General features: G+C 59.2%; 26 protein-coding genes. 10 read left to right on the top strand and 16 right to left on the bottom strand.

From position 1 onward, the window contains the following. Positions 1-15: 15 nt before the first annotated feature. The 3 genes from ACP15V_RS11530 to ACP15V_RS11520 form a co-directional block, all read right to left on the bottom strand. On the bottom strand, positions 16-1,530 hold the full coding sequence (locus ACP15V_RS11530) for a tripartite tricarboxylate transporter permease (protein WP_424943823.1): 1,515 nt from the start codon (positions 1,528-1,530) through the stop codon (positions 16-18). Positions 1,531-1,541: 11 nt separating this feature from the next. After that, positions 1,542-2,024, bottom strand: coding sequence for a tripartite tricarboxylate transporter TctB family protein (locus ACP15V_RS11525; protein WP_424943822.1), 483 nt, complete (start codon positions 2,022-2,024; stop codon positions 1,542-1,544). A gap of 279 nt (positions 2,025-2,303) precedes the next feature. Then, positions 2,304-3,275, bottom strand: a complete 972-nt coding sequence (locus tag ACP15V_RS11520; RefSeq protein ID WP_424943821.1) for a tripartite tricarboxylate transporter substrate binding protein — start codon at positions 3,273-3,275, stop codon at positions 2,304-2,306. A gap of 109 nt (positions 3,276-3,384) precedes the next feature. Between ACP15V_RS11520 and ACP15V_RS11515 the strand changes: the two genes are divergently transcribed. From ACP15V_RS11515 to ACP15V_RS11505, 3 genes are read left to right on the top strand one after another with little or no spacing between them, the layout of a single operon-like run. Beyond that, a complete protein-coding gene (locus ACP15V_RS11515; RefSeq protein WP_424943867.1) occupies positions 3,385-4,050 on the top strand; it encodes a response regulator transcription factor in 666 nt (221 codons plus the stop codon). Then, a complete protein-coding gene (locus ACP15V_RS11510; protein ID WP_424943820.1) occupies positions 4,047-5,423 on the top strand; it encodes a sensor histidine kinase N-terminal domain-containing protein in 1,377 nt (458 codons plus the stop codon). Before ACP15V_RS11515 ends, ACP15V_RS11510 begins: the two co-directional genes overlap by 4 nt. Further along, the gene (locus ACP15V_RS11505) at positions 5,393-6,409 is read left to right on the top strand and encodes an ABC transporter substrate-binding protein (RefSeq protein WP_424943819.1); all 1,017 of its coding nucleotides are present in this window, start codon (positions 5,393-5,395) and stop codon (positions 6,407-6,409) included. Before ACP15V_RS11510 ends, ACP15V_RS11505 begins: the two co-directional genes overlap by 31 nt. Positions 6,410-6,643: 234 nt before the next feature. Here the strand turns inward: ACP15V_RS11505 and ACP15V_RS11500 are convergent, their stop codons facing one another. The 5 genes from ACP15V_RS11500 to ACP15V_RS11480 are packed head-to-tail and all read right to left on the bottom strand — an operon-like array spanning position 6,644 to position 11,745. Further along, entirely contained in the window at positions 6,644-7,564 is a 921-nt protein-coding gene (locus tag ACP15V_RS11500) for a glucokinase (RefSeq protein WP_424943866.1), read from the bottom strand. Between the two features lie 11 nt (positions 7,565-7,575). Further along, positions 7,576-8,673, bottom strand: coding sequence for an ABC transporter ATP-binding protein (locus ACP15V_RS11495; RefSeq protein WP_424943818.1), 1,098 nt, complete (start codon positions 8,671-8,673; stop codon positions 7,576-7,578). Positions 8,674-8,678: 5 nt separating this feature from the next. Continuing rightward, the gene (locus tag ACP15V_RS11490; protein WP_424943817.1) at positions 8,679-9,575 is read right to left on the bottom strand and encodes a carbohydrate ABC transporter permease; all 897 of its coding nucleotides are present in this window, start codon (positions 9,573-9,575) and stop codon (positions 8,679-8,681) included. Continuing rightward, entirely contained in the window at positions 9,568-10,440 is an 873-nt protein-coding gene (locus ACP15V_RS11485) for a carbohydrate ABC transporter permease (protein ID WP_424943816.1), read from the bottom strand. The genes ACP15V_RS11490 and ACP15V_RS11485 overlap by 8 nt, the downstream gene beginning before the upstream one ends. A gap of 60 nt (positions 10,441-10,500) precedes the next feature. Continuing rightward, on the bottom strand, positions 10,501-11,745 hold the full coding sequence (locus tag ACP15V_RS11480) for an ABC transporter substrate-binding protein (RefSeq protein ID WP_424943815.1): 1,245 nt from the start codon (positions 11,743-11,745) through the stop codon (positions 10,501-10,503). Positions 11,746-11,965: 220 nt separating this feature from the next. Between ACP15V_RS11480 and ACP15V_RS11475 the strand changes: the two genes are divergently transcribed. The 7 genes from ACP15V_RS11475 (at position 11,966) to ACP15V_RS11445 (ending at position 19,456) form a co-directional block, all read left to right on the top strand. Further along, entirely contained in the window at positions 11,966-12,709 is a 744-nt protein-coding gene (locus ACP15V_RS11475) for a response regulator transcription factor (RefSeq protein ID WP_424943814.1), read from the top strand. Continuing rightward, positions 12,706-14,154, top strand: a complete 1,449-nt coding sequence (locus tag ACP15V_RS11470) for a sensor histidine kinase (RefSeq protein ID WP_424943813.1) — start codon at positions 12,706-12,708, stop codon at positions 14,152-14,154. Before ACP15V_RS11475 ends, ACP15V_RS11470 begins: the two co-directional genes overlap by 4 nt. Positions 14,155-14,351: 197 nt before the next feature. Continuing rightward, on the top strand, positions 14,352-14,594 hold the full coding sequence (locus ACP15V_RS11465; protein WP_424943812.1) for a FeoA family protein: 243 nt from the start codon (positions 14,352-14,354) through the stop codon (positions 14,592-14,594). A 6-nt stretch (positions 14,595-14,600) separates the two neighbouring features. Then, positions 14,601-16,904, top strand: a complete 2,304-nt coding sequence (gene feoB / locus ACP15V_RS11460) for a Fe(2+) transporter permease subunit FeoB (RefSeq protein WP_424943811.1) — start codon at positions 14,601-14,603, stop codon at positions 16,902-16,904. Further along, entirely contained in the window at positions 16,904-17,182 is a 279-nt protein-coding gene (locus tag ACP15V_RS11455) for a FeoC-like transcriptional regulator (RefSeq protein ID WP_424943810.1), read from the top strand. Before feoB ends, ACP15V_RS11455 begins: the two co-directional genes overlap by 1 nt. Positions 17,183-17,497: 315 nt before the next feature. After that, positions 17,498-17,983, top strand: a complete 486-nt coding sequence (locus ACP15V_RS11450; RefSeq protein ID WP_424943809.1) for a flavodoxin family protein — start codon at positions 17,498-17,500, stop codon at positions 17,981-17,983. A gap of 183 nt (positions 17,984-18,166) precedes the next feature. Then, positions 18,167-19,456 (top strand): uracil-xanthine permease family protein, encoded by a 1,290-nt coding sequence (locus tag ACP15V_RS11445; protein ID WP_424943808.1) that lies wholly within the window; start codon positions 18,167-18,169, stop codon positions 19,454-19,456. Positions 19,457-19,629: 173 nt separating this feature from the next. Here the strand turns inward: ACP15V_RS11445 and ACP15V_RS11440 are convergent, their stop codons facing one another. The 8 genes from ACP15V_RS11440 to ACP15V_RS11405 all read right to left on the bottom strand — a co-directional run bounded on the left by ACP15V_RS11440 (position 19,630) and on the right by ACP15V_RS11405 (position 26,625). After that, positions 19,630-19,893: a hypothetical protein gene (locus ACP15V_RS11440; protein ID WP_424943807.1), complete on the bottom strand. Its 264-nt coding sequence runs from the start codon at positions 19,891-19,893 to the stop codon at positions 19,630-19,632. Between the two features lie 108 nt (positions 19,894-20,001). Then, positions 20,002-20,355 (bottom strand): hypothetical protein, encoded by a 354-nt coding sequence (locus ACP15V_RS11435; RefSeq protein ID WP_424943806.1) that lies wholly within the window; start codon positions 20,353-20,355, stop codon positions 20,002-20,004. Further along, positions 20,324-20,578 (bottom strand): hypothetical protein, encoded by a 255-nt coding sequence (locus ACP15V_RS11430; RefSeq protein ID WP_424943805.1) that lies wholly within the window; start codon positions 20,576-20,578, stop codon positions 20,324-20,326. The genes ACP15V_RS11435 and ACP15V_RS11430 overlap by 32 nt, the downstream gene beginning before the upstream one ends. Before the next feature lie 182 nt (positions 20,579-20,760). Then, on the bottom strand, positions 20,761-21,171 hold the full coding sequence (locus ACP15V_RS11425; RefSeq protein ID WP_259773672.1) for a universal stress protein: 411 nt from the start codon (positions 21,169-21,171) through the stop codon (positions 20,761-20,763). Between the two features lie 49 nt (positions 21,172-21,220). After that, complete coding sequence (locus tag ACP15V_RS11420; protein ID WP_424943804.1) at positions 21,221-23,014, bottom strand: thiamine pyrophosphate-binding protein; 1,794 nt, start codon at positions 23,012-23,014, stop codon at positions 21,221-21,223. Beyond that, positions 23,014-24,423, bottom strand: coding sequence for an aldehyde dehydrogenase family protein (locus ACP15V_RS11415; RefSeq protein WP_424943803.1), 1,410 nt, complete (start codon positions 24,421-24,423; stop codon positions 23,014-23,016). The genes ACP15V_RS11420 and ACP15V_RS11415 overlap by 1 nt, the downstream gene beginning before the upstream one ends. Continuing rightward, the gene (locus ACP15V_RS11410; protein WP_424943802.1) at positions 24,404-25,318 is read right to left on the bottom strand and encodes a sugar phosphate isomerase/epimerase family protein; all 915 of its coding nucleotides are present in this window, start codon (positions 25,316-25,318) and stop codon (positions 24,404-24,406) included. The genes ACP15V_RS11415 and ACP15V_RS11410 overlap by 20 nt, the downstream gene beginning before the upstream one ends. A 116-nt stretch (positions 25,319-25,434) precedes the next feature. Then, positions 25,435-26,625 carry a Gfo/Idh/MocA family protein gene (locus ACP15V_RS11405; RefSeq protein ID WP_424943801.1) on the bottom strand — a complete coding sequence of 397 codons (1,191 nt, stop codon included), beginning with the start codon at positions 26,623-26,625 and terminating at the stop codon, positions 25,435-25,437.

The following is a 26,625-nucleotide window of genomic DNA, read 5'->3' as shown; positions in this document are numbered from 1 at the left end:
CCCCCGCAGATGGTATCAATCGCCCTCGGCAACGCCTTCCTGCCGGGCCTTGGCGCGGCGGGCACGATAGCTGGGGACAACCACCAACAGCGCCGCGATCACCAAAAGGCCCAGCGTCATCGGACGTTCAAAGATGAACCCGATCCCGTCATAAAGCTGCATCGAGCGCGAGAAGTTGTCTTCGAGCATCCCGCCCAGGATGAACCCGATCAGCAACGGCGCCAGCGGGTAATCTGCAAACTTCAGAACGGTCGCGCAGATGCCCATGCCGACAAGGATCAACAGCTCGGTTGCGTTATTTTGTCCGATGTAACTGCCCATCAGCGTAAAGAACAAGATGAACGGGATCAGGTAGTTGCGCGGGATGGACAGGACCTTGGCAATATAAGGGATCAGCGGCAGGTTCAGGATCAAGAGCACAAGATTGCCAATATACATCGAGATGATCACCGCCCAGAAAATCTGCGGCTCGTCGATCATCAGGCGCGGCCCCGGCGTGACATTCAGCGCAATCAGCGCACCCAGCAGGATCGCCGTGGTGCCCGACCCGGGGATGCCCAAAGTCAGAAGCGGCACAAACGATCCGGTGCAGGCCGCGTTGTTTGCGGTTTCCGGCGCAGCCAGCCCCTTGATCGCGCCCTTGCCGAACTCTTCCTGCTCTTCTTTCGAGGCCAGGTTGCGTTCCACCGCATAGCCCAGGAACGAGGCGATGGTGGCCCCGGCCCCGGGCAACACCCCGATAAAAAAGCCCTGGATCGACTGGCGACCAATAACCGGGGCGATCTTGCGCCCCTCTTCGCGGGTGATGCGCAGATTGTCGATCTTGCCGCCATTGCCTTGGGCCGACCGTTTCGGGTTCAAAACCAGAAACAGTGCTTCGGGCAGGGCAAACATCGCCATGGCCAGCGTGATGAAGCTGAACCCCGATTGCAGATCCATCAGCCCCATGGTGAAGCGCGGCATGTTGAACAGCGCACCTTCGCCGACCGTGGCCATGACCAGACCCAGAAGGGTCATCAACAGCGCCTTGCCCACATTGCCCGTGCCTGCAAAGGCCGCGATGGCAGACAGCCCGACAACCATCAGGGCAAAATACTCGGCTGAATGAAACAGCAACGCGACGGTGGACAGCATGGGGGCGAAAACCATCAGCAGCAGCGCACCAATGCTGCCGCCCGCAAAGGACGCGATGGCCGCAATGGTCAACGCCTTGCCCGCCTGGCCTTTGCGCGCCATGGGATAGCCGTCGAAACTCGACGCCACGGTGCCCGCCACGCCGGGGGCGTTGAGCAGGATCGACGAGGTCGACCCGCCGAAAATCGCCCCGTAATAGACACCGGCCAACAGGATGATGGCGGCGGACGGATCGCCGATGGTGATGGCGACCGGGATCATGATGGCGATGATCGACATCGGGCCCAGCCCCGGCAACATGCCGATAAACGTGCCGATCAGGCAGCCGGCAATCACCATAAGCAGGTTCTGGATGGAAAATGCGGCGCCAAGGCCGATCAGAAGTCCTTCGATCATGTCTCAGCTCCTTAAATGAAAAACGGCCAGGGGCGCAGGAAGATGCCCAGCACCCCGTCGACCAGATACCAGACGACAAAGCTGGCTAACGCGGCGACGGGCAGCAGGATGTGAAGCTTGCGTTCCCCCAGGGCGAAGGACCCGCAGGTCAGGAAGGCGAAGGTCGCAAACAGGAACCCGGCGGGGCGCAGCAACAGCGCATAGGCCACCATCAAAGCGAGCAGCGTCAAGGCCTGCCCAAGGTGATAGTCCCCCATGCGTCGGTAATCGATGTCTGGCTCCTGATCGCTTTCGGGCGATTTCTCCAGCCCCAGAAGAATGGTCAACGATGTGAGAATTGTGAGCACAGCCAACACTTTCGGGAAGGTGCTTGGCCAGATCGGGTTGCGTTGCATGAAGGGCGGCAACAGCCCGTCCATGGTGAAAAATGCGGCATAGCCATAGGCCAGTGCGGCGCACAGAATGACAAATGCGACCCAGCGATCCAGTGCCATCGGAAACCTCCCTTATTGCGGTGTTGGGTGGGGGCGTTGCCCCTCTTGAGCCTGCGGCTCAATTCACCCCAAGGTATTTCGGGCAAGAGGAAAGAAATTGTTAACCATCTCACCGCTAAGGTCAGACCACGGTACAGGCTGAGGAGCCGATGACCGTGCAAGGGGAAGCGTTTATCTTCCTTTCGGGGGAGTGCATCCGTGCCCTCCCCTTCCTCTTGCTCAAAATACCTCGGGGAGCGCGAGGGGCAGCGCCCCTCGCACCCGGTGTCTTCTTGGGTCTTAAAGGAAGCCGAGCTTCTTCATCAGATCGCCAATGGCCTGTTCCTGACCTTCGAGGAACGTTCTGAAGTCATCACCCGAATTGTGGATGTTGACCCAGCCGTTGCGCGCGCGCACGGCTTCCCATTCCGGGGTGTCATACATCTTGGCAATCGCATCCTGATACATGGCCAGCTTGTCGTCCGGCAGGCCCGGGGCCCCGAAAAAACCACGCCAGTTGACGAAGGTCGTATCGATCCCCTGCTCTTTCATGGTTGGGGCATCGTTTGCGGCGACACGTTCCTCAGCCGTTACGCCAAGGATCTTGACTTCGCCTGCTTCGGCCAGGGCCACAGCTTCGGAAAACCCGGTCGACAGGGCCGCGATTTCACCTGACAGCAGGGCCGCCATGGCCTTGCCGCCGGCGTCATAGGGGATGTATTTCACCGCGAGCGCATCTTTGCCCGCCGCTTCCATCACCATCGCCGCAACCAGGTGGTCCATGCCCCCGGGCACTGATCCGCCGCCGATTGCCGTGCCGGACGGGTCGGCATCAAAGGCCGCCAGAAGGTCATCCATCGAATTCAACGGGCTGTCCTTGCCCACGACGATCGCCGCGTAATCGCCGATGGTGCCGGCGACCAGGGTCAGGTCACGGAAATTATGCGGGAAGACGCCGGTCAGCGACCTGATCACGATCGGGGTCGAATTGACCATCAGCGTGCCGTGCTGGCTGTCCGCGTTTTCAATCATGTAACCGATGGCTTTGCCCCCGCCGCCGCCCGACATGTTCTCGTAAGACGCCGTGCCGACCAGTCCAGCCGCGGTCAACGCCTCGCCAGTACCGCGCGCGGTGCCGTCCCAACCGCCACCGGCGCCACCGGGGATCAGAAAGTGGATGCTGTCGACAATAGGTTCTGCCGCAAGCGGGCCGGAAATTGCAAAAGCTGCAGCCGCAGCCATCAGGGCACGACGGCCCAGTTCGAATGTCATGTCTTGGTTCCTCCCATTTGACATTGGCGACGCATGTCGCTCATGTCGGGGAAGGGTGTGGGACAAAGCTGACACTAAGCTGACACGCACAAAAGGGAGCGAAACAAAGATGCGATTCCTGCTGATCGAGGACAACATGCAGCTTGCCGCGGCGGTCGTGGATCGGTTGAGTCTGGACGGGCATGTCGTCGATCATGCGGCCGATCTTCAGACCGCTTGGGATTTTTCCGCAACAACGTCTTACAACCTGATTTTATTGGACATAATGCTTCCGGATGGGGATGGGCGCACCTTTCTATCCAAACATCGCAACCGGCAGAACCGCACCCCGGTGATCGTTTTAACTGCGCGTTCAGAAGTGTCGGATCGCGTTGGCATTCTGGATCTTGGCGCAGATGATTACATGGTCAAACCGATCGATTTCTCCGAACTGGAAGCACGCTGTCGCGCGGTTTTACGGCGACGAGGCGGGGAGGCTCAGAACCTGCTCAGCCTCGGAGATCTGCAATTTGATTCGCTCTCCGGCACGCTGAAAGTGGCGGGCAGGGACATCCAGTTGCGCACCCGCGAGCTGCGCCTTTTCGAAGTTTTTGCCAATGCGCCGGGGCAGATCTTTGCGAAATCTACCCTTGTTGATCGGCTGTTTTCTTATGACGAAGATGTCTCGGAAAACGCCATCGAGGTGTATGTCGGGCGCCTTCGTCGCCACCTGCAGGGTTCCGACGTCAGGATCACCACCGTACGTGGTTTGGGTTACAAGCTGGAGGCGGAATGAGTCAGCCCCTCACCAAAGGTTCGATCCGCCGCCGGTTGCTGTGGTCCCTGCTTGCCGGGGCCGCGGCGTTGACGGTGATCGTCTATTTCGTGATGCAATCCGTGGCACAGCAGGTGGCGCAGGACAGCCAGGATAATGTCCTGAAGGCCTCGGCCCTGTCGATCCTGGACAGTGCCCGTTCTTCGGGGGGGCAGATCAACGTCGATCTACCCTATTCGTCGCTGTCCATGTTGGACAGCGTATCCGGGGAACGTGTCTTTTATGCCATTCGGTTGGGGAAGGAATTTCTGAGTGGTTATAAGGACTTGCCCGAGGCCACCCCGAATGAAATGGGAGAAACGGCCTTCCGGTCTGTTCGGTTTTTGGGCGATGAGGTCCGCGTGGTCACGGCCGGGCGCGCGGTGTCCACAGATGTTGGGCAACAGGTTTTGCAAGTGTCCGTTGCCCAGACCCTTTCCGGTCAGAAAAAGACGCTGACGCGGTTTTCCCGGACATCGATGGGAATTGGGGCTGGCTTTTTCCTTCTGTCCGTTCTGTTGGCAATGATTGTCGCCCGCAGCACCATTCGCCCGTTGGATCGATTGACGGCCTCGGTGTCACGCAGGGGGCCCAAGGATCTGCGCCCGGTCACGGCCCCTGTCCCGTCCGAAATGGAACCCCTGGTGGCGTCGCTCAATTCCCTGATGAGACGGCTGAAAAAATCCCTGGCAAGGTCCGAGGATTTCATCGCCGAAGCCGCGCATCGCGTCCGCACCCCCCTGGCCATCGTGCGCACCAAGGCGGACATCATCCAGCGCAAAAGCGATGACCCCGACACGCGGGTCGCCCTGCGCGAGATGATCCATGCCATTGATGACAGCTCGCGCACGGCGGGGCAGCTGTTGGACCATGCGATGGTCACCTTTCGCCTGGATCACCTGGCGCGGGAAGATGTGGATCTTGCCCAACTGGCACAGGATGTGGTGGAGCGGTTGCGTCCGCTGTGCGACCTGAAAGAGATCGAGCTTGATATCAAACGCCCCGCGACGGTGACACTGCAAGGCGACCCGATCCTGCTGCAAAACGCCCTGCACAACCTCATGGACAACGCGGCCAAATATGCCCCTGCTGGCGCCCGGATCAACGTTACGGTCGCGAGTGATGGTCAAACTGCAAAGGTCAGCATTCAGGACACCGGTCCCGGATTTCCCGAGCAAGAGATCGGGCAATTGGCCCAGCGATTTGCGCGCGGTGGCAATGCCCACGGGATTGTCGGTTCGGGGTTGGGCCTGACCATCGCCAAAGAAGTCACCGAAGCCCATGGCGGGCGCATGGAAACCGGAAACAACCCAGGAGGAGGCGCATGCGTCACCTTATTCTTGCCCTTGTCCTGATTTGCACCGCCCTCCCCGGCCGTGCATTCGAAATCGAAGACCGGGCGCGGTTTGGGCCGGAAAACAGCACCCGTGAACTGCGTATTCTTTCTGCGGCGGATATCGGGTTTTTTGAACCGATGATCACCTCGTTTCTGGCCAACCATCCCGGGGTGTCGATCGATTATGTCGTTGCCAGCTCAACCGAACTGGATCGCGCCATTCGCGACGAAGGACAGGCCTTTGACGTTGTGATCTCAAGCGCGATGGACCTGCAGACCAAACTGGCCAATGACGGCATGGCGCGACGCCATGTTTCGGATGTGACCCTGGATTTGCCGGATTGGGCGACGTGGAACGACATGCTGTTTGCCTTCACCCAGGAACCTGCCGCCATCGTTGTCTCTAAGGACCTGTTTGGCGATCTTCCCATTCCCCGGGACCGACATGAACTTATCAACCTGCTGCGCGAACACCCGGATCGCTTTCGTGGCCGGGTGGGCACCTATGATGTGCGCAGTTCGGGATTGGGCTATCTCTTTGCCACTCAGGACACGCGGGCATCTGAAACCTATTGGCGCTTGACCGAGGTGATGGGGGGGCTGAAGACACGCCTTTATTGCTGCTCGTCCGAGATGATTGATGCGGTGAAATCCGGGGAGTTGTTGATCGCTTATAACGTGCTTGGCAGCTATGCCATGAACCGGGCAGATCGGGACGAGTTTGTCATCATTCTTCCCGCCGATTTCACAACGGTCATGCTGCGAACGGTGATGATTCCGAATAACGCGGCAAACGATCAGCTTTCCGGGCAATTCGTGGATCACCTTCTGCGACGTTCACATGGCGCGAACGCGCGCCCCCTGACCGACCCCAAACTGGATCTGGAGGCGATCGATTCCTCGCTCAACCGCATACGCATTGGCGCAGGGCTTTTGGTCTATCTTGACCAGATGAAACGGCGCGCATTTCTGTCGGAATGGGAAAACGCTCTGGTGCGCGAATAGGGTGACAGGACAGCATGGATTGTCCGGTGCCCGGCAGGCGGACCCGTTTCAGAGCCAGCTTTCAGCCGGTGTGCCACACGCCCAACCGTGTGAACTGCCAGATCGGACGGGCGCGTTAATCCCTTCCCGGTTTCCCAACGCCCAGTCCCAAACGCCCAGCCCCCAAACGCCTGGTTCCCAACGGAAAAACACGGGGGCAATGAAACCGTTTCGGAACAAAGATGTGTTTCAAGTTCATCCCGATACGCTTTGGTTTGAATACAACGCACATCCTTTCAACGCGGCCGCGTCATCAAGGATTGTGTGGACCGGAGCCATGCGCACGGTGTTCAAGGCGAAGGGTCGCTGAACGATTTCTGCAAATGTGGTTTTAGCGGGCGACATGAGAAGGTTGCGGGCGACACCGCCTGCAAAAAATATCCCTCGTCTGGGCAGGAAGGCCAGCATCAGGTTGCGTGTAAGAATGGCCAGGATCGCAGCATAGAATGCCTCAAAATCCTGCTCGAATTGGGGCAAGGCCTTTGGGTTTTGACCTTCCTTCCGAGCAAAATGCGCCATGTCGAGCTCTGACAGCGCCGCATATCCGCGACCGGAAAACACCTGTTCGATCGTCGCGAAATCAGGTGCAGCGTCACCATACCTTTCGCCGATCATTGCCGCGATATCCACCGGCAAGCTGATGTGACCATATTCCACGTTCAGATTTGCCACCCGACGGTTGGTGATCATCACAGGCGACACATTGAACCCGGTTCCAACGCCGATCACCAGGGCCTGTCCACCCTCACCTTCTGCCTGTGCCGGTAGGAACACGGGATCAAGGCTTTCAGGTTGCAAAAACCCGCTGGCCTGCCCAAGCGCGGACAAGTCATTGAGAAGGGCAGAAGGGTGCCCCCCTATCCGATGGGAAAGCTGTGCTTCCTCGAAATGCCAATCCCGGTTGGTCAGGCGGGCCTTGCCCGCATGAACCGGCCCGGCAACGGCCACAACGGCATCTGAAATTCGCGTATCTTCACGATGCGAAAGATAACGCGTCATTGCGCTATCAAAGCTGGGAAAATCATTGTTGCGAAAGCTTTCGATTGAGCCGGCCATCAGCTCGCCGTTGCGGGACAACCCAAATCGCGAGTTTGTCCCGCCGACATCGGCAACCAATCTCAGACCGGTCAATTCAGACGTTCCCCGCTTTCCGGGGCAAAGTAGGATACTTTGCTCAGATCAAAGGCCAGCGGCAGGGCCTCGCCGCTGCGCGCATTGGTTTCGGCGTGAAGGCGCGCGGTGACCTGCTTGCCGCCCAGTTGCGACACGACAAAGGTGTCGGCCCCGGCGGGTTCCACCATGTCGATCAGGCAATCGGCCTCTTGCACATCCTCACCCGCACGGAACCCCGCTTCGGCAATGTCTTCCGGGCGCAGGCCCAGGATCACGTCCTCGGGAAGGTTGGTGGCATGGGTGTCGGTCAATACCAGCGGCGCGGCCCCGGCGCGTTCGATCTCGATCCTTGTGCCTGTGCCATTGGCCCTGGCCCGCGCCGGGATCAGGTTCATCGCCGGGCTTCCCATGAAATCGGCCACGAAGAGGTTGGCGGGCTTGTTGTAGATCTCGGCCGGGCTGCCGATCTGCTGCACCACACCGCCCTTCAGGACGACAATCTTGGTGGCCAAGGTCATCGCCTCGATCTGGTCATGGGTCACATAAACCATGGTGGCGTTCAGGTTTTGGTGCAGTTTCTTGATCTCGGTCCGCATCTCGACCCGCAGCTTGGCGTCGAGGTTGGACAGCGGCTCATCGAACAGAAAGAGCTTGGGGTCGCGCACCAGCGCCCGGCCCATGGCAACACGTTGCCGCTGCCCGCCCGAAAGCTGGCCGGGACGACGCTGCAAAAGCGGTTCGATCTGCAATTGCTGCGCCACCTCCTGAAGTTTCTGATCCTGCGTGGCCTGATCCACCCCGCGCACTTTCATGCCAAAGGTGATGTTCTTGGCCACCGACATGGTCGGGTAAAGCGCGTAGGATTGGAACACCATGGCGATGTCGCGATCCTTGGGGCTGACATGGGTCATATCGCGCCCATCGATGTCGATCGTGCCGTCGGTGATCGGTTCAAGCCCGGCAATACAGTTCAGAAGCGTGGACTTGCCGCACCCGGACGGCCCGACCAGCACCAGGAAATCCCCCGGTTCGATCGCGACATTGATGTCTTTCAGGATCTCGACGGACCCATAGTTCTTGTAGAGGTTTTTGATGTCCAAAATAGGGGCCATGGTGCTTATCCCTTGACTGAGCCCGCGGTCAGTCCGCGGATGAAGTATTTGCCAGCGACGACATAGACGAGGAGCGTGGGAAGGGCGGCGATGATCGCGGCGGCCATATCCACGTTGTATTCCTTCACGCCGGTGGTGGAATTGACGATATTGTTCAGGGCCACGGTGACGGGCTGGGTGCCCGCCTGACTGAAGCTGACCCCGAACAGGAAGTCGTTCCAGATCTGCGTGAACTGCCAGATGACGGTCACAACAATGATTGGCAGCGACAGCGGCAGGAAGATCGACCAGAAGATCCGGAAGAACCCCGCACCATCCACTTTCGCGGCTTTCACCAGCTCTTGTGGGATCGACACATAGTAGTTGCGGAAGAACAGCGTGGTGAACCCGATGCCATAGATCACGTGCACGAAGATCAGCCCCGGAATGGTGCCAGCAATGCCCATCATGCCCAGCATACGCGCCATCGGCAGAAGCACCACCTGGAAGGGGATGAAGCAGCCAAACAGCATCAGTGAGAAGATCAGGTTCGCGCCTTTGAACTTCCATTGTGCAATCACGTAGCCGTTGATCGCCCCCAGAATGGTCGAGATTGCCACGGCCGGGATTGCAAGGATCACCGAGTTCCAGAAGTAAGGGCGCAGACCCTCGCACTGGATGCCGGTACAGGCGCCGGACCACGCGGTGCGCCAGGCGTCAAACGTGACTTCGCGGGGGAAGGCCACAAGGCTGCCGGTGCGGATTTCCTCGAGGCTTTTCAACGAGGTGGTGACCATCACGAAAAGCGGCATCAGGTAAAACAGCGCAAAGAGGCCAAGCAGGGTGAACAGAAGCCAACGCAGGGCGATGCGACCCCAATTGCGCGATGGGCTGTGGGCGGGGGAAAGCGTGATATCAGTCATGTTTCACCCTCAGTTCAGAGTAGAGGTAGGGAACGATGATCGCAAAGACGACGCCCATCATGACCATGGCAGAGCTTGCCGCCTGCCCAATGTCCCCGCGCGAAAACGCCATGGCATACATGTAGGTCGCGGGCAGGTCGGTGGCATAGCCGGGGCCGCCGCCGGTCAGGGCGATGACAAGGTCGAAGCTCTTGATCGCAAGGTGGGCCAGCACGATGAAGGCGGATAGAAAGATCGGCGCCATCGACGGGATGATGATCGCAGAATAGATGCGCCAGTTCGGGATACCATCGACCTGCGCGGCCTTGATGATCTCTCCGTCCACGCTGCGCAAACCAGCCAAGAACAGCGCCATGACAAAGCCCGACGCTTGCCAGACGCCGGCAATCACCACGGCATAGATCGCCATATCCGGGTCAATCACCCAGTCAAACGAAAAGCTCTCGAACCCCCAGTCGCGGACCATCTTTTCAATGCCCAGCCCGGGGTTCATGATCCATTTCCACGCGGTGCCGGTGACGATCATCGACAGTGCCATCGGGTACAGGTAGATCGTGCGCAACACGCCTTCGGTGCGGATTTTCTGGTCCAGCAGGATCGCGATCAGCAGCCCAAGCACCATCGAAATGATGATGAAGAGCGTACCGAAAATGAAAAGGTTCATCATCGCGGTATCAAACCGGGGCGATGCGAAGAGGCGTTCGTATTGAATAAGCCCCTCAACCTCGTATTTCGGCAATAGCCGCGAGCGGGTCAGCGACACCCAAGCCGTCCAGGCGATGAAGCCGTAGACAAAAACGAGGATGGCGAAGAAAGAAGGTGCAAGCACCATCTTGGGGATATGACGTTCAAGCCATTCGGTCATTGTAGCAACCCCTTGAAAGGGGACCCCGCACCCGAAGATCAGGCGCGGGGCCAGGGAGATTTACATGGAGTTTGCGACGGCATCCGCCAGCATGTTCACAGCATCCGCCGAGGACATGTCCGAGTTGAAATGCGCGGTCACCACATCAGTGATGGCACCCGACTGTGCGCCACGCAGCGCCATGCCATGGGCATAGCTGGGCAGAAGCGAGCCGTTTTCAGAGCTTTCCTTCATGTCTTTGGCGGACAGGTGCGCGCAGCTGTCGAAATCGTCCAGTGCCACGTCAACACGTGCCGGAATAGACCCTTTGTTCAGGTTGAACACTTTCTGGAAGTTCTTGCCGACGATCAACTTTGACAAAAGCTCTTGCCCGGCTTGCTTATCGTCGCCATCCACATTGAACATCGCAAAGCTGTCAACGTTGTAAAGGAACCCGTCGCCCGGCACCGAGGCACACAGGAAATCTTCGCCCGGCACTTTGCCCGCGGCAAGGAATTCACCTTTGGCCCAGTCGCCCATGATCTGGAAGGCGGCTTCGCCGTTCATGACCATCGCAGTGGCCAGGTTCCAGTCACGGCCCGAGAAATTGTCGTCCACGTAACCACGCATTTTGCGCATCTGGTCAAAAACAGCGACCATCTGGTCGGATTTCAGGGTGTCCATGTCCAGATCAACAAAGGCTTTTTTGAAACCCTCAGCGCCCAGCATACCCAGTGCAACAGCTTCGAACACGGTGGCGTCCTGCCACGCCTGACCCCCATGGGCCAGCGGCGTGATGCCCGCGGCGGCCAGCTTGTCTGCGGCGGCGTTGAACTCATCCCAAGTGGTCGGCATCTCGATGCCATTGGCGCTTAGCACGTCGGCATTTCCCCAGATCCAGTCGATGCGGTGCACGTTAACGGGCGCCGCGCACCAGGTGCCTTCGCACTTCATGTGACCTGCAATCGAAGCGGGCAGAACATCGGCCCAGCCTTCGGCCTCGGCCACAGCCGAAATATCGGCCAGAACGCCTTCTTCATACCATTCCTGAATGGCAGGGCCTTTCAGCTGAACGGCGGTCGGGGCGTTGCCCGACAGAACACGTGCGCGCAGGGCCGTCATGGCAGCATCGCCGCCCCCACCTGCAACCGGCATATCGGTCCAGGTGCCACCATTGTCTGCAAACTCTTGCTGCAGAACGGCGACAGATTTGGCTTCACCGCCCGACGTCCACCAGTGCAGAACCTCGGCCTGAGGCTCGGCCAATGCAGGCATGGCGCAAGTGACGGCAATGGCCGAAGCGGCCGCGAATACGGATGTCTTCATTAGATTTTCCTCCCTTTGGCCACCCAACAGAGTGGCGCTGAACCAAGTTTGCCGAACCAAGCCGCGCCCGCGCAATCAAAGAAACTGCACCCTTGCGTACCCAAAGTCAGTTTTTCGCGCCTTTTGTTACATGATGTTACGCAAGGCTTGATTTTGTTGCACGCTGTTACAAACAAACCGATGGTGAGGACGGCATATTTGCCGAAGGGAGACACATCACATGGCGATTCCAAGATTGCTTGTCGTCGATGATGACGTAGAAACACGCAGCATGATGACCCAGTTTCTGCAACAGAACGGGTTCATGGCCTTTCCATGCGAAACAGAAGACGCCATCCGCCAGCACCTCATGGGGGGGCGTGTTGATCTGATCTTGTTGGACGTTATGCTGGCAGATGAAAATGGCGTCGAGATCTGTGCCCGATTGCGCCAGGAGCAGGACGTGCCGGTTATCCTTGTGTCCGCCCTGTCCGCCGACCATCACCGCATGAAAGGCTACGAGGTCGGCGCGGATGATTATATCGCCAAGCCGTTCAATCCCGACCTGTTGCTGGCCCGGGTGCGCGCGGTGCTGCAACGCGCCAATCGTGCCGCATCCCTCGTGTACCGACGCAGCGTATCGGTCTTTCGCTTCGCAGGCTGGCAATATGACGCCAAGCGCGACGAGGTCACCTCGCCGCAGGGATATCAGGTGGCCCTGTCCCGCAAGGAAACCACCTTACTTCGGGTCCTGTTGGCCAACCCACATATCCCCCTGACCCGCGACGAAATTGCCGCGGCCCTTGATGTCACCGGCGAAACACATGGGGCCACCCCGGAAGGATCCGGCCGGGCCATTGATGTTCTGGTTGGTCGGCTGCGCGGCAAGATCGAGGCCGATCCAAAATCCCCCGACCTTCTGCGCACAGAACGGGGAATTGGCTATGTATTCGCCACCGATGTCATCACCGAGGACAGCACATGAGCAAAGGGTTCCGACTGCAAACCCTTGGGGTCACCCTTGTCGTCGTGTCGTTCGCAATGGCCTTCATCTCGACTTGGATGTGGTTTGCGTCGACCCGCGCGTGGCAGGACCATCAGACCGGAAGCTTTGTGACTGGTGTTTCCCTTTACGAGACCATGCGCACCGGAGCCGCGCCCCCTGCGGGCATCAACATCTCCCGTCTGAACGCGATGGACGAGATTCTGGCCAGCCGGGGCGAGTTTTCGCGCCTGCCCAACATCCCCACACCGGCTTTCGTCACCAACGTTTCGATCAAGGGCCCGGGCCGAGACCCAGTGTCGGGGGAAAGCCTGACCCTTGGAATCATATCCGGCGATCTACAATACTCGGTGTCCGAGCTCGTCTCAAACGAAGGTCAACCCGCGGCCCAGAAGTTTGGCAATGTCACGCGCCTGCTGGCGACCTATTGCAGCGAACCGATCCTCTTTGCCCGCATGGGAACAGGGCCCTGGCTGCGGATAGACGGGCGTGCGGTCTGGGGCTGCGGCGCGGCACCTACAGACCTGCGCCTGCTGGCAGCTCTGTTCTGCCTGGTGGTCCTGGCCATCCTCGCCACGCTTGTGCGCGACACATCAGCCTATTTCGACCGCTTCGCCCGCGCCCTGCACAATCGCCGCCGTCTGGGTGGGCCGCAAAGCTATGCGGTGCAGGGGCCAGAGGAGTTGCGCGATATTGTTCTTGCCGTGAACAGCTATCTTGAACACGAGCGCGCCCAGCTGTCGAAACGAGCAACCGTACTGTCCGGGGTCAGCCATGATCTGGGCACACCCGCCACGCGGTTGCGTCTGCGCACGGCCCTGATCAAGGATCCCGACCTAAGGGGCAAGTTCGAGACGGACATCGACAGCATGACCGAAATGATCGAAAGCGTGCTGACCTACACCCGGGCCGAACTGAGCGAAGAGGAACCCCGGCAAGTGTCGTTGACCTCTTTGATCGAAGCGCTGGTCGCGGATTATCAGGATCTGGGCCGGCCGGTGTCGATCCGCGCCTTGGAACGGCCCACGTTTGAGGGGGGGCGTTCCGTGTTTGCGTCTAACCCGGGATATGGCACGCTGCCGAGCGTTCAAAGCATTCTTGTCACGGCCCGCCCGATTTCCCTAAAGCGCGCCATATCAAACCTGATTGAAAATGCGTTGAAATATGGTCGCCGGGCCACGGTTGAACTGACCGCCACTGCGGATCACGCAACGATCGTGATTGAAGATGGGGGATCGGGGATGTCCGCGAAAGACATCGAGGCGGTCGTGGCACCATTTAAGCGCGGGGAAAACACCCAAGCCGTAGATGGGTTCGGATTGGGCCTGACCATCGTGGCCACCGTGGCCGAACAGCACGGCGGGCGCCTTCGCTTCGAAACCGGCACAGATGGTTTGCGCGCATGCCTTGAAATCTGCCGGAACTAAAGAGCGGAAAACACTGCAAACGCCCGTTGTCCCCATGCCACTTTCCGCCACGGATTTTGTGGTCGGGGCTGTCTGGTGACACGGAACAAGGTGGCCTTTCCAGTGTCCCTAAAAGACCCGTGCTTGATTTACATCAAGGACGTATTTTCCCACAAAGGTATTAGTCCGAGTGTTTATCTCAGGAATATGGGGATGCCATGACCACGAAGATCAAGGATCTGCAGGTGGGGGACTGCGCCACCATTGCAGGGTTTGCAGGGAGTTGCCCTGTCGGGTATCGCCGCAAGCTATTGTCCATGGGCCTGACGCAGGGCACCAAATTCCAGATCAACCGGCTGGCCCCCCTGGGGGACCCCGTCGAAATTCGCATCCGAGGGTTCGCGCTGTCGCTGCGCAAGCATGAAGCAGAAGCCATTGATGTCATTCCGGTTGCGGGTTGATCGACGATGGCCAACGAAACTCCTACGCATCGAACCATTGCGCTGGTCGGCAACCCCAATTGCGGCAAGACCACGTTGTTCAACGCCCTCACCGGACGCCACCAGCAAGTCGGCAACTGGCCGGGCGTGACCGTCGAAAAAAAGTTGGGGGATATCACCCATCGCGACAAAAGCCTGACCATCGTGGACTTGCCCGGTGTCTATTCGCTTGCGGTGGCAGGCGATCAAACCTCGTTGGATGAGAGGATCGCCCGGGATTACATTCTGTCGGAACAGCCCGATCTTGTGGTCAATGTGGTGGATGGCTCGAACCTGGAGCGCAACCTGTATCTGACCGTGCAGCTTGTGGAAATGGGACTGCCGATGGTGGTGGTCCTGAACATGATGGATGTGGCCTGGGCGCGGGGGCTGAAGATCGATCCACAGGCCCTGTCCGATCACCTTGGGTGTCCGGTCATGGAAACGGTTGCGGCCCACGCAAAGGGGTTGGACGAGCTTCGGGATCTGATGGTTTTCGCGGATCAAGCGCCGTGCGAGCTGCGGTTTGACGACGGGATCGAAGCAGCCCTGAAGCGTATGCAGCCGGTTTTGTCTGAAAGGTTCAGCCAGGAAAACGCCCGCTGGTTGGCGCTGAAACATCTTGAGGGGGATGATCTGTGCCCGGCGCTGACCGACCCCGCAATGATCACGCTGGCCGACACGGAACGGAGCAAGATCGAGGCGGATGCCGGAATGGATGTGGACACGGTGATTGCCTGTGCGCGCTATGACGCGGTGGCCAGACTTGTTGGCATATCTCTCAGCCGCGCGGGCGAAGTGCCCCGCCCGCTCTCCGACCGGATCGACCGGGTGATCCTGAACCGGGCCCTTGGGATCCCGCTGTTTTTGTTGGTGATGTATGTGATGTTCATGTTCACCATCAACATTGGCGGCGCCTTCATCGACTTCTTCGATATTCTGGCGGGCACCCTTTTTGTGGACGGGTTTGGGGTTGTGCTCTCCAACCTGAATGCTCCGAACTGGATCGTGACGATCCTTGCCACCGGCGTGGGTGGCGGCATCCAGACCGTGGCGACCTTCATCCCCATTGTGGCCTGCCTGTTCTTCGCCCTGTCGGTTCTGGAAGACAGCGGATACATGGCGCGCGCCGCCTTTGTGATGGACCGCTTCATGCGAATGATTGGCCTGCCGGGCAAAAGCTTTGTACCGCTGATCGTGGCCTTCGGCTGCAACGTGCCCGCGATCATGGCCACCCGCACGCTGGACAGCGCCCGCGACCGGATCCTGACCGTCATGATGGCCCCTTTCATGTCCTGCGGCGCACGGTTGCCGGTATATGCGCTCTTTGCCGCCGCATTTTTCCCGGTGGGTGGGCAGAACCTTGTCTTTGCGCTGTACCTTCTGGGCTTGCTGGCCGCGGTGGGCACGGGTCTGATGCTCAAGGTGACGTTGTTGAAAGGCGATCCCACCCCCTTTGTGATGGAGCTGCCGCCCTATCACCTGCCCACGCTTGGCGGGTTGGCACGGCGCACCTGGCATCGCATGCGGGATTTCCTGACCGAAGCGGGGCAAGTGATCATAGCAATGGTTGCGGTGCTGGCCGTGCTGAATTCCTGGGGAACCCAAGGCAGCTTTGGCAATGAAGACAGCGAAGCATCGGTCCTGTCGGAAATTGGCCGCGGCCTGACGCCGGTCTTTGCCCCGATGGGCATCGAAGAAGACAACTGGCCCGCCACGGTGGGCATTTTCACCGGCGTGTTGGCGAAAGAGGCCGTAGTGGGCACGCTGAACACACTTTACGCCACACCGGAAGATGACACCGGAGAAGCGTTTTCGGTGATGGCCGGAGTGCAGGAAGCCACGGCCACCATCCTGCCCAACCTGCGCGACGCGATCGGCATGGCGCCCGACCCGCTGGGCCTGGACATCGGTGACGTATCAAACCCCGATCTGGCGGCGGAAGCCCAAGAGGTCTCGCGCTCGACCTTCGGGACAATGGCGGCCCTGTTTGACGGACAGGCCGGAGCCTTTGCCTATCTGCTTTTGATCCTGCTTTACATGCCCTGCGTGGCGGCAATGGGGGCGATCTGGCGGGAAACCGGCTGGCAATGGGCGCTGTTTGCCGGGGGGTGGACCATGGGGCTGGCCTATGGGGCCGCAGTCTGTTTCTACCAGATCGCCCGTTTTTCGCAGGATCCGGCCTATGCCAGCAGCTGGATCGGCGGTCTTCTGGCCGCTTGGGCCGCCCTGTTTGCCCTCTTGCGCTGGGTGGGGCGCCGCCCCGGCAACGTGCCTATGGGGGCGGTGTAATGGCGATGCTTCTGGATATTCGTCAATATATTGAAGATCACGAGACGGTCAGTCTGCTGGATCTGTCTCACCGCTTTCACATTTCCCCCGACGCCCTGCGCGGCATGTTGGCCCATTGGCAACGCAAAGGTGTTATCCGGCGGAAGGGGGCGACAATGGATTGCGGCGGATGCACCCCGTCACCTTCTTGCGGGGGCTGCAACAACCTGGCGGCGTTTGAGACCTATGAGCGGGTGGGGGACGAACACGTTTCGAAATCAATTTGTGTCTCAGATTAATCTTGAAACGCTTAAGCGGTCGCGTTCAGGCGCAACACCTCCGCCCCCGGCAAATACCACCGGGAAAAGTCAGCCAAGGGCGCGCATCTCAGAAGACACCGGCAGCATGGTGCTGGACCGCCCAGTCGTCCTGTCGATCATGTATCACAACAGCGCGGGTCACCGCCGGGCCGCGGTCGTTCCTTTGATGGCGGTGACATGAAAGGCGATCAGTTTGACCGATGCTCAGATCGTGTTTCCCGACCTGTTCGGGCTTTCCTGACAAATAACATTCGCGATATAACCGGGACACCATCGACCCGAAAGGCGCGCGCTTTGCCCAAATTGCTGATCGTTTACCACTCCCGCACCGGAGGCAGCCACCAGATGGCCAAAGCAGCCGCCCGCGCCGCGCAAGAAGAGATTGAGACCCTTCTGCTGCCTGCCGATCAGGCCGGACCCGAGCATATCCTTGATGCCGATGGCTATGTCTTCTGCGCCCCGGAAAACCTTGCCGCAATATCGGGCGTGATGAAGGATTTCTTTGATCGGAGCTATTACCCGGTTCTGGGCCGGATCGAGGGGCGACCCTATGCGGTGATGGTCTGCGCAGGATCCGACGGTGAAAACGCTGTGCGCCAGATGTGCCGCATCGCCACCGGCTGGCGATTGAAAGAAGTGCAAGACCCGTTGATCATCTGCACCCACGCACAGACACCCGAAGACATTCTGGCCCCCAAGACCATCTCTGATGACGAATTGGCCCCCTGCCGAGATTTGGGCCTGGCGCTGGGGGCAGGGCTTGCTTTGGGTGTGTTCTGAGGGGACGCAGGGCTGCCCGGCTGCCATGACCCGATCCACATCAGATAAATTCCTGATCAAACGGTCAGGACCTCTGGAATTCCCGTTGGCAATGCGACAGAAGAGAGCAGTTTGCCGCGACAGGCCAGAGCATCAGAGCTGCATCGCCAAAGCGGACACCCAAGACAGAAGATGAGGGGACAGATGACTGACACCACCGAAACTCGGCCGCCCAGCGACGCGTCGAATACAGAATACTCGTTCAGCGGGAAACAGGCGCTGGTTGGCGCGCAGATGCTGTTTGTGGCTTTTGGGGCGCTGGTGCTTGTCCCGCTTTTGACCGGGCTGGATCCGAGCGTGGCCCTGTTCACCGCAGGCCTTGGCACATTGATTTTCCAGATCACCACACGCGGCAAGGTGCCGGTGTTCCTGGCATCGTCTTTCGCCTTTATCGCACCCATCATCTACGGGGTGCAGACCTGGGGCCTGGCCGCCACCACGGGCGGCCTGGCCGCCGCCGGCCTGCTTTATGTCGTGCTCAGCTTTGCAATCCGCATTTTCGGCAGCGCGTTCCTGCACAGGCTTCTGCCGCCCGTGGTGGTGGGTCCGGTCATCATGGTGATTGGCCTGTCGCTGGCCCCCGTTGCGGTGAACATGGCAACCGGTCTGGCGGGTGACACGCAGATTGTGCCCAAGGGGATTGCCCTGACGCTCGCTATGGTTGCACTGGGCGCAACCATGATCACCGCTATTTTGGGCCGTGGCATCATGCGCGTTGTCCCGATCATCGTAGGCGTGATCGCGGGCTATGCCGCCGCGATTGTGATGGGCATGGTGACCGGCGAAAGCCTGATCAACACCGCGCCTTTGGCGGATGCCGCCTGGTTTGCCATGCCGCAATTTGTGGCACCCGAATTTAATCTGGCCGCCATCCTGTTCATCCTGCCCGTTGCCATCGCCCCGGCGATCGAGCATTTCGGCGACATCATGGCGATCAGCAATGTGACCAAGAAAGACTATATGGAAAATCCCGGCATCCAGAACACGATGCTGGGGGACGGTCTTGCCACCACCGCAGCTGGCCTTCTGGGGGGCCCGCCCAACACCACCTATTCCGAAGTGACCGGCGCCGTGACCCTGACACGCACCTTCAACCCGGCCATCATGACCTGGGCCGCAATCTTTGCCATTGCTCTGTCGTTTGTCGGTAAACTCTCGGGGGCGCTTGCCACGATCCCAATGCCGGTGATGGGCGGGATTATGATCTTGCTTTTTGGCATGGTGACCGTGGTCGGCCTGACCGTTCTGGCCCGTCTGGGCGACAGCCTGTCCGACGCGCGCAACATGGTGATTGTCTCGACCGTGCTGATCATCGGCATCGGCGGGCTGACATTGCAATTCGGTGAAGGATTCACCCTCGCCGGGATCGGCCTGTCCGGTGTGACCGGCCTGATCCTGAACCTGATCCTGCCGCGTCCGAAAGAAAACCTGTAAGCGCGCAAATGGGGCCCAAGCAGGGGCCATACCACTGCGTTTCAGCCAAACCAGAAACCCGCGCCTTGCAACAACGAGGCGCGGGTTTTTCTTGCTTTGGACACCAACATGATGCCCGCCTCGAGGCACCCAAAGAAGTTCGCGCTGAATTCCCAAAAGAATTCGCAAACCTCTCATCGTCGTTCGCTCAAAGCACCTTCAAAAAAGTGTTTTGCGAGTCTCGAAAACGAACCCATTTCCTGAGGTTTTGATAGCAAAAACAGTGGCTTTTGGAATGTGCGAAATTCGCGGTCCGATTTGCGGATTTTGATGTGAAATTCGCCAGCAGCGATGTGCTGAAGAGTGTAGTCCGGTGTCAGCAAAGTTTTCATTGCAAAAGAACTGAGCCAATTAGCTGGCAGCGAGGTCAGCACACCGGCACCACTGGCAGCATCCATTTTCCGCCTTGCGAGCCGTCATTTCAGAACGCTCAATGGCGTGATTGGGTGTGAGAGGCGACGACGAGGTGTTTGTTGGCGTTCCTTATGCTTTTCAGGCATCGGCTATCAGGGCTGACGAGATGCGCTGGATCCCTCAAGAAGGTGGTATGGCGCGGTCTCCTTAAATTTTTTGACGAGGTCAGGATCGTTGATCGGATCGCTATCAGAAAACGCGGACCAAGCCAGTTGGTCGAAATCTGCAATCAATGGCCCCTGCTCACCAAGCAGGCGGGTCAACCTGCGCTGATCGAACTCTGGTACATCTGAAGCCAAAATGCGGTCATCGACTTTCTCAAGCAGCCATCCAGCGACACTGCCTGCATCTTCTGCCATTTCCAGCTCCAATTGAGAGTTGCCATGGACCTTTGCACTCGCATCGCTCCAGCCATCAAGGGACCAACTGGCGCGCGGCCTGATCATCTTGCTGTGGGAAATGACTTTCTTTCCTTGCAGCCAGGCAACAACAACTTCGATGGGCCAAGAACCCGATCTTCTTCGCGAACCCTGATCCCTTTATGAACGCGTTCTCTTTGCGCAGCTCTGATGGCGTGACCTCCCCAGACTTAAGCCTGGCTTCGTCACGGGCACGGCTGAGCGTCTTCTGCTTGGCGCGATCTGCAAATCTGAAGGTCTTCTGTTTCATAAGACCAGAATAGCACAGCTGCCCTGTGCCTTTGTCTAATTTCAGTCGCGCGACCAAGCTGCCTGCTTAAGGCAATGAACAAAGACTGATCCTTACCTAACAAGCGAAATACAATCGTTCATTCAGCTCTGAACCAATGCGGCTACTTCAGCCCCCGGAGCCAATCAGCCCGTTGTCATGGTTTACCGGACGACAAAAACGGAGCAAGGCGCGCGCCTTGCCAGACGGGAAGCGGTTGAACCGAGCGCATAGCCTTCGCTGCCCGGGCGACTGGCGGCCGTGATTATAAGATCAGCGCCGCGTGTTTTGGCATACTCTGACAAGACGACACCTGGTTTGCCGGTCAGGGTCACCTTCTCGATCCCATCATAGCCCTCAAGTGCAGCGTCAAACGCCTGCCTGATCCCTTTCACCATCCGGGTGCGATCCGGTTTCACCATCGTGTATTCCGCCACATACGCGGGGATGTCCTCCAGCACGGCCACGGCGATGATCTTGCCGCCCGGTGCGCAGAGCTTTTGTGCGACCTCCATTTTGCGCGACACGGTTTCGCTGTGATCCAGCGCAATGGGAACAAGGATAGTATTGAACATGGGCAGGTCCCTTATGGACCGCCGGGACCATGTGGCCCCGGCGAATTATTCAGGTTGCGACGTGGCTTACGTCTTTGTCGGGTGAATAGATATCGAGGATGTTCCAATGCCCCGTCGTAGGCGTCGGGTTGTTGATCATCGGAACGTCCAGCACCGTGGGTTTGCCGCTGGCAATCGCCGCCTCAAGCGCAGGAAGCAGTTCGTCAGCAGACGTAATCCGCACCCCAACCGCACCATAGGCCTGTGCAATCTCGGCATAGCCCGGCCCATTGGTGGGTGCGGCGGCTGTGCCGGGGAAGGTCGTGCCATAGGTCAGCCCGTAATGGGCTTTCTGAAGACCCGCGATGGTGCCGAAGGCGTTGTTGTTCATCACCAGCCAAATGATGCCCAGATCCAGCTCGACCGCCGTGGCCAACATCGACGGGTTCTGGCCAAAGCCGCCATCGCCCACAAGGCTGATCACCACACGATCAGGGGCGGCCAGCTTGGCCCCCAACGCACCGGGCGGGCCAAAGCCCATCGTGGCAAAGCCACCTGGCGTCAAGATCGAGCCGGGGGTCAGGATATCAAACTGCTGCCCGACGCCGTTCTTGTTCCAACCCACATCTGTGGTGATGATCGCATCATCGGGAAGCGCCTTGCGCGTGTCTGCCAGAATACGTTCCGGCATCATCGGAAACGCGGACGAGGTCTGCATCTCGGTGTTGGAGGCTTTGAAACGGCCGCGGAAGTCGGCAATCTCCGCCTTCTTCTCGGTGCGGGGGAAGCCGTCCGGATACATTTCCTTCGCCACACGCGTCAGCACGCGCAACGCGGCTTTGGCGTCTGCGACCACACCGATTTCCGTCGGATAGTTGCGGCCAATTTCCTGCGGTTCGATATCGATATGGATGACTTTCGTTGTGTCATCCTTTCCGCCGATGTTGAACGTGTAACCGGGATACCAGCTGGAGCAATCCGCCTCTTTAAAGCGCGTGCCCACGGCGAAGACATAATCGGCGTTCAGGCAAGATTGATTCACAAGCTCGGTGCCCCAGAACCCAGTCATGCCCATGACCAGCGGGTGATCGTCACGCAGCGCGCCTTTGCCCATCAGGGAGTGCGCGACCGGCAGTCCCATATGCTCAACAAATTCACGCAGCTCTTCGCTGGCCTGCGCCAACAGAATACCGCCGCCGACATAGGCCACGGGGTTTTTTGCTTGGGCCAGTTTCTCGACAATCTCACGCGCGGTTTCGTCGTCGATCGACGGCTTCTTCAGCGCGCGGGTGTTGTCCAAGATGCGGTCAAATGTGTCCGACGGGATCACTTCCGAGAAGATGTCCATCGGCACGTTGACCAGAACCGGACCGGGCTGACCGCTTTCGGCCAAGTGGAACGCCTTTTCCAGGATCTCGGCCATCAGGTCTGCCCGGTCCACGCGCCAGGCGCGTTTCACGAAGGGGCGATAGATTTCCCACTGGGCGGCGTCGGCGTGCAGGTTCACCTCTTGGTGCGGGTGTTTGCCATAGTAGTGGGTTGGGATGTCGCCCGCGATCACCACCATCGGAATACAATCCAACGCCGCATTTGCGACCCCGGTGGCGCAGTTCGTCAAACCGGGAGAGAGGTGACTGAGCACCACCGAGGCCTTGCCCGTCACACGGGCGTAGGCATCAGCTGCATGGCTGGCGATCTGTTCATGACGCACGGTGATGAAGTCAATCGGGCTTTCGGCCAGAGCCGCCAGAACCGCGATATTGGTGTGACCACACAGGCCAAACACGTGCTTGACCTCGCGCCTCTGCAAAAAGTCGACGATATGCTCGGCAACCGTTTTGCCGTCTACTTTCGCTCCGTCCATCACGCGACCTCCTGTCCAAAGAACTCGCCAAACAGCTCTTCTTCCGAGGGGCGATCTTCGGCGATGGGTCTGCTGACCCAAGTGTAGTTCATCATGTGTTTCATGGTGACGTTTTCATTGGTGATGTTGCCGCCCCAGATGCCGCAACCCAGCGAGCTGGTCATCGGCATACCGTTGGTCCAGGCACCGGCATTGGCCTTGGATTGCGGCTGGCGCACCATCATGCGGCTGACCGGCGCCAAGCGGGCCAGACGGTCGATGTTTTCGTCATTATGCGAATAGATGCCGCAGGAATGGCCCTTGCCGCCGGTGGCGTATATCTGGCTGACGGTATCGAGCGCATCATCGAAGGTGTCAAAATGATAGAGCGCCATCAGCGTGGTCAGCTTCTCTTTCGAGAACTTGTGCTCTGGCCCGATCTGCCCTTGGTTTTCCACCATCAGGAACTTGCGATCCTCAGGGATTTTGAACCCGGCGACCTCGGCGGTCTGCTGCGGGCGGCAGGCGATGGTCGGGAAAGTACGATTGCCCTTCTCGTCCCACATGGCGGCTTCAAGCATCGCTTTTTCCTCGGACGAGCAGAGATAGCCACCCTCGGCCTCCAGCGCCTTGACCATGTCGTCATAGATCGACTTCTGGATGATGATATTGCCATCCGCCGAACAGCCCGACCCGAAATCAGAGGTTTTCGAGATGCGGGTGTTCATCGCAGCGATATCCAGATCGGCGGTATCGTCAATCACGATCGAGCTGTTACCCGCCCCCACGCCATAGGCCGGACGGCCCGAGCTATAGGCCGCTTTCACCATCGGTTTGCCGCCGGTGGCAAGCGTCAGGTCACAGATCTCCATCAGGTACTGGGTCAGCGGGATGGACGGTTTGCGGATCGCTTGGAACAGGTCTTCCGGCGCACCGACAGCACGACAGGCGGCCCGCATCACTTCGGTCATTTCCCACGTTGTCTGGGCCGTGCGCGGGTGGGGTGAAAAGATCACCGCATTGCGCGCATTGGCCGACGACACACCGGTTACGGGTGGCGTCATCGCCGGGTTGGTCATCGGGATCAGCGAGGCGATCACACCAGCGGGTTTGGCGTATTTCACCAGCCCTTTTTCCTCGTCCACCTCAACGATACCGGTGGACGGCGTGCGCAGCACATCGCGCAGCACCATCTGGATTTTGAAGCGTTTGGCCGGGCGGCCCGCGCGGTCGCCAATGCCGCTTTCATCCACGCCCTGCTCGGCAAGGCGGGTGAAGGTTTTCTCGTTGCCCGCATACCACGCGATGGCCTGAGACAGGCGGTTCAGGTCATCTTGCGACCAGTCTTCGATTTCAGCCATGGCCGCACGCGCACGCGCCAGCATGTCGGCCGCCAGCTGGCGGTCCGCGTCAGTGAGCTCTTTGCTCATGATGATCCTCATTCTGTTGGAGAGTAGATGTGTCCGGCATCCGGCGCTGTGAGCGCGCCTCGCCGAAAGTTCGTTTCGCGTGTTGCAGACAACGCCGCGCATGTTCTTCGTAACCCAATTCCGCGACGCGGCTCTGGTTGGGCAGTTCGATCGAATAATCCACCGGTGGCATCCGCTCGATAATGCCCGCAAAATCAATCCAGCCTTCGCCCGGATACAGCCGCGCATCACGGGCCAGCTGGATCATCCCTTCGCGGGTATCGGCAATGCCAGGCAGGCAATCCGAGATGTGCAGGAAATGAAACAGCTCGGATGGGACGTGCAAAAGCTCGCCCAGATCAACACGACTGAGATGCAGATAAAGTGTATCGACCAGAATGCCACCATTCGGTCGGTCCGCAGCCCGCACGATATCCAGAGCCTCGTCCAAGGTGCGCAAACGTGAGAAGGACGGGAATTCCAGATCAACGGTGATGCCATAGGGCGCGGCCAGATCACAGGTCTCGCCATAAACATCGACCAGAAAGTTTCGGTCATCACGGGTCGGCGTCCAGGCCGACATGATCATGCGCTTGGCCCCCAATTCGCCGCCCAGCTCCAAGGCGCGTTCAAAACTACGTGGATCCACATCTTCGGTAATGCGGGCCAGTTCCACGTCCAGAACCTTCAATCCTGTCGAAGCCAGCGCCGTCTTGGTCGCCTGCACCTGCGCCTTGTCCACCGGAGGCTCTTTGAACTCTCCCGGCACTTTCATGGGGATGAAACGCGGGCTGACCGCGTCATAGCCCGCACGCGCAGCGATATAGACCAGCTCGGGCGGCGAGGCTCCGATCAGGGTCAGATGTGCCAATGAATACAGAGGAGTGTCATCGGCCTGATGGGCACAGTCGGGCATTGGAAGGCTCCGGGTGAAATCAGCGAGTCGCAGGATTATCCTACGCAATCTAAAATATCTGATATTTTATAAAATATCAATTGCTGATTTCAGACCCATTGCCTGATGATCGCGAGTCAGATCGTGACCCACGCCCCCCCTTGCTCATTTGAACGCACAGACGCTGCGATGAACTGCACCCCGGCAGCACCTTCTGCCACTTTCGGGAAGGTCACCCAACCATCTGGCGAGGCCACTCCATCACGCCGGGCAGCCACGGCCATAGCGAACTCCGTGTAAAGATTGGCCCAGGCTTCGATGACCCCTTCAGGAAAGCCGCGCGCGGTGCGCACCAGACGTTCGGTGGCCGCGCTGACCCCGTGACCATGGCCCCGGCTGATCACCTGATCCGCCTCGCCATAGCGATAGAATTTCAGCTGCTCGGAGTTTTCCAGATCCCATTCAACGCCACCTTCGGAACCATAGACACGCAACCGCAAACCACCCCGATTGCCTGGTGCCAGGCGGGTCGCCATCAACGTGCCCGGCACATCGTTTTGGAAGCGCGTAAACATGAACACCGTGTCTTCAAGCGGCTTTGGCGCGCCGCAGACATGAAACTCCGCCCGCAGGTCGGTCATCTCCAGCCCCGAGACAAAGCTCGCCAAATGAGCCGCGTGGGTGCCGATGTCACCGACACAGCTTGTCGGGCCAGACACTTTCGGGTCAAGCCGCCATTTCACATGTGGCGCGTCGGCCACGTCTTCGGGGGTCATCCAGTCCTGTAAAAACTCCACATGGATCTGGTTGATTTTGCCAATGCGCCCCTCGGCCACGATCTCACGCGCCTGCCGGATCATCGGGAAGCAGGACATCGCATAGCCGACACCGAACACCTGCCCGGTTTGTGAGGCCAGGTCGATCAGCGCGGTGGCCTCACAAACCTCATTGGTCAGAGGCTTGTCGCAGATCACATCAATCCCCGCCTCAAGAAACGCTTTAGCGGCAGGGAAATGCAGGTTGTTTGGCGTAGTGATCATCACCGCGTCAACGCCATCCGGGCGTGCGGCTTCGGCCTTTGCCATATCTTCAAACGATGCGTAACAACGATCTGGATCCATGAACCACTCGGCCCCTCGTGTCTTCGCACGCGCTGGGTCCGAGGACAGGGCACCAGCCACCACATCCCATCGGTCAGTCATCCGCGCCGCAGTGGCCTGCGTCGCCGATATGCGCCCTCCGCCGACAACGCCAAGGCGCAAACGGCGAGAAAGCCTGGGGAAAGCCCCGTTGAAATCCAGATTTTCGGGTAGAAGTTTCTCGGTCAT

This window comes from Aliiroseovarius crassostreae, from assembly GCF_049803815.1.
GTDB lineage: Bacteria > Pseudomonadota > Alphaproteobacteria > Rhodobacterales > Rhodobacteraceae > Aliiroseovarius > Aliiroseovarius crassostreae_A.
This window is presented reverse-complemented; position numbering and strand designations above follow the sequence as displayed.

What these genes read in the sequence shown, in the direction of transcription:
- ACP15V_RS11415 (WP_424943803.1), bottom strand. Translation starts at nt 24,423, where the DNA reads ATGAGCAAAGAGCTCACTGACGCGGACCGCCAGCTGGCGGCCGACATG.
- ACP15V_RS11465 (WP_424943812.1), top strand. Translation starts at nt 14,352, where the DNA reads ATGACCACGAAGATCAAGGATCTGCAGGTGGGGGACTGCGCCACCATT.
- ACP15V_RS11410 (WP_424943802.1), bottom strand. Translation starts at nt 25,318, where the DNA reads ATGCCCGACTGTGCCCATCAGGCCGATGACACTCCTCTGTATTCATTG.
- ACP15V_RS11455 (WP_424943810.1), top strand. Translation starts at nt 16,904, where the DNA reads ATGGCGATGCTTCTGGATATTCGTCAATATATTGAAGATCACGAGACG.
- ACP15V_RS11440 (WP_424943807.1), bottom strand. Translation starts at nt 19,893, where the DNA reads ATGGATGCTGCCAGTGGTGCCGGTGTGCTGACCTCGCTGCCAGCTAAT.
- ACP15V_RS11490 (WP_424943817.1), bottom strand. Translation starts at nt 9,575, where the DNA reads ATGACTGATATCACGCTTTCCCCCGCCCACAGCCCATCGCGCAATTGG.
- ACP15V_RS11445 (WP_424943808.1), top strand. Translation starts at nt 18,167, where the DNA reads ATGACTGACACCACCGAAACTCGGCCGCCCAGCGACGCGTCGAATACA.
- ACP15V_RS11525 (WP_424943822.1), bottom strand. Translation starts at nt 2,024, where the DNA reads ATGGCACTGGATCGCTGGGTCGCATTTGTCATTCTGTGCGCCGCACTG.
- ACP15V_RS11480 (WP_424943815.1), bottom strand. Translation starts at nt 11,745, where the DNA reads ATGAAGACATCCGTATTCGCGGCCGCTTCGGCCATTGCCGTCACTTGC.
- ACP15V_RS11435 (WP_424943806.1), bottom strand. Translation starts at nt 20,355, where the DNA reads ATGATCAGGCCGCGCGCCAGTTGGTCCCTTGATGGCTGGAGCGATGCG.
- ACP15V_RS11470 (WP_424943813.1), top strand. Translation starts at nt 12,706, where the DNA reads ATGAGCAAAGGGTTCCGACTGCAAACCCTTGGGGTCACCCTTGTCGTC.
- ACP15V_RS11430 (WP_424943805.1), bottom strand. Translation starts at nt 20,578, where the DNA reads ATGAAACAGAAGACCTTCAGATTTGCAGATCGCGCCAAGCAGAAGACG.
- ACP15V_RS11510 (WP_424943820.1), top strand. Translation starts at nt 4,047, where the DNA reads ATGAGTCAGCCCCTCACCAAAGGTTCGATCCGCCGCCGGTTGCTGTGG.
- ACP15V_RS11495 (WP_424943818.1), bottom strand. Translation starts at nt 8,673, where the DNA reads ATGGCCCCTATTTTGGACATCAAAAACCTCTACAAGAACTATGGGTCC.
- feoB (WP_424943811.1), top strand. Translation starts at nt 14,601, where the DNA reads ATGGCCAACGAAACTCCTACGCATCGAACCATTGCGCTGGTCGGCAAC.
- ACP15V_RS11405 (WP_424943801.1), bottom strand. Translation starts at nt 26,625, where the DNA reads ATGACCGAGAAACTTCTACCCGAAAATCTGGATTTCAACGGGGCTTTC.
- ACP15V_RS11530 (WP_424943823.1), bottom strand. Translation starts at nt 1,530, where the DNA reads ATGATCGAAGGACTTCTGATCGGCCTTGGCGCCGCATTTTCCATCCAG.
- ACP15V_RS11475 (WP_424943814.1), top strand. Translation starts at nt 11,966, where the DNA reads ATGGCGATTCCAAGATTGCTTGTCGTCGATGATGACGTAGAAACACGC.
- ACP15V_RS11505 (WP_424943819.1), top strand. Translation starts at nt 5,393, where the DNA reads ATGCGTCACCTTATTCTTGCCCTTGTCCTGATTTGCACCGCCCTCCCC.
- ACP15V_RS11520 (WP_424943821.1), bottom strand. Translation starts at nt 3,275, where the DNA reads ATGACATTCGAACTGGGCCGTCGTGCCCTGATGGCTGCGGCTGCAGCT.
- ACP15V_RS11425 (WP_259773672.1), bottom strand. Translation starts at nt 21,171, where the DNA reads ATGTTCAATACTATCCTTGTTCCCATTGCGCTGGATCACAGCGAAACC.
- ACP15V_RS11515 (WP_424943867.1), top strand. Translation starts at nt 3,385, where the DNA reads ATGCGATTCCTGCTGATCGAGGACAACATGCAGCTTGCCGCGGCGGTC.
- ACP15V_RS11485 (WP_424943816.1), bottom strand. Translation starts at nt 10,440, where the DNA reads ATGACCGAATGGCTTGAACGTCATATCCCCAAGATGGTGCTTGCACCT.
- ACP15V_RS11420 (WP_424943804.1), bottom strand. Translation starts at nt 23,014, where the DNA reads ATGGACGGAGCGAAAGTAGACGGCAAAACGGTTGCCGAGCATATCGTC.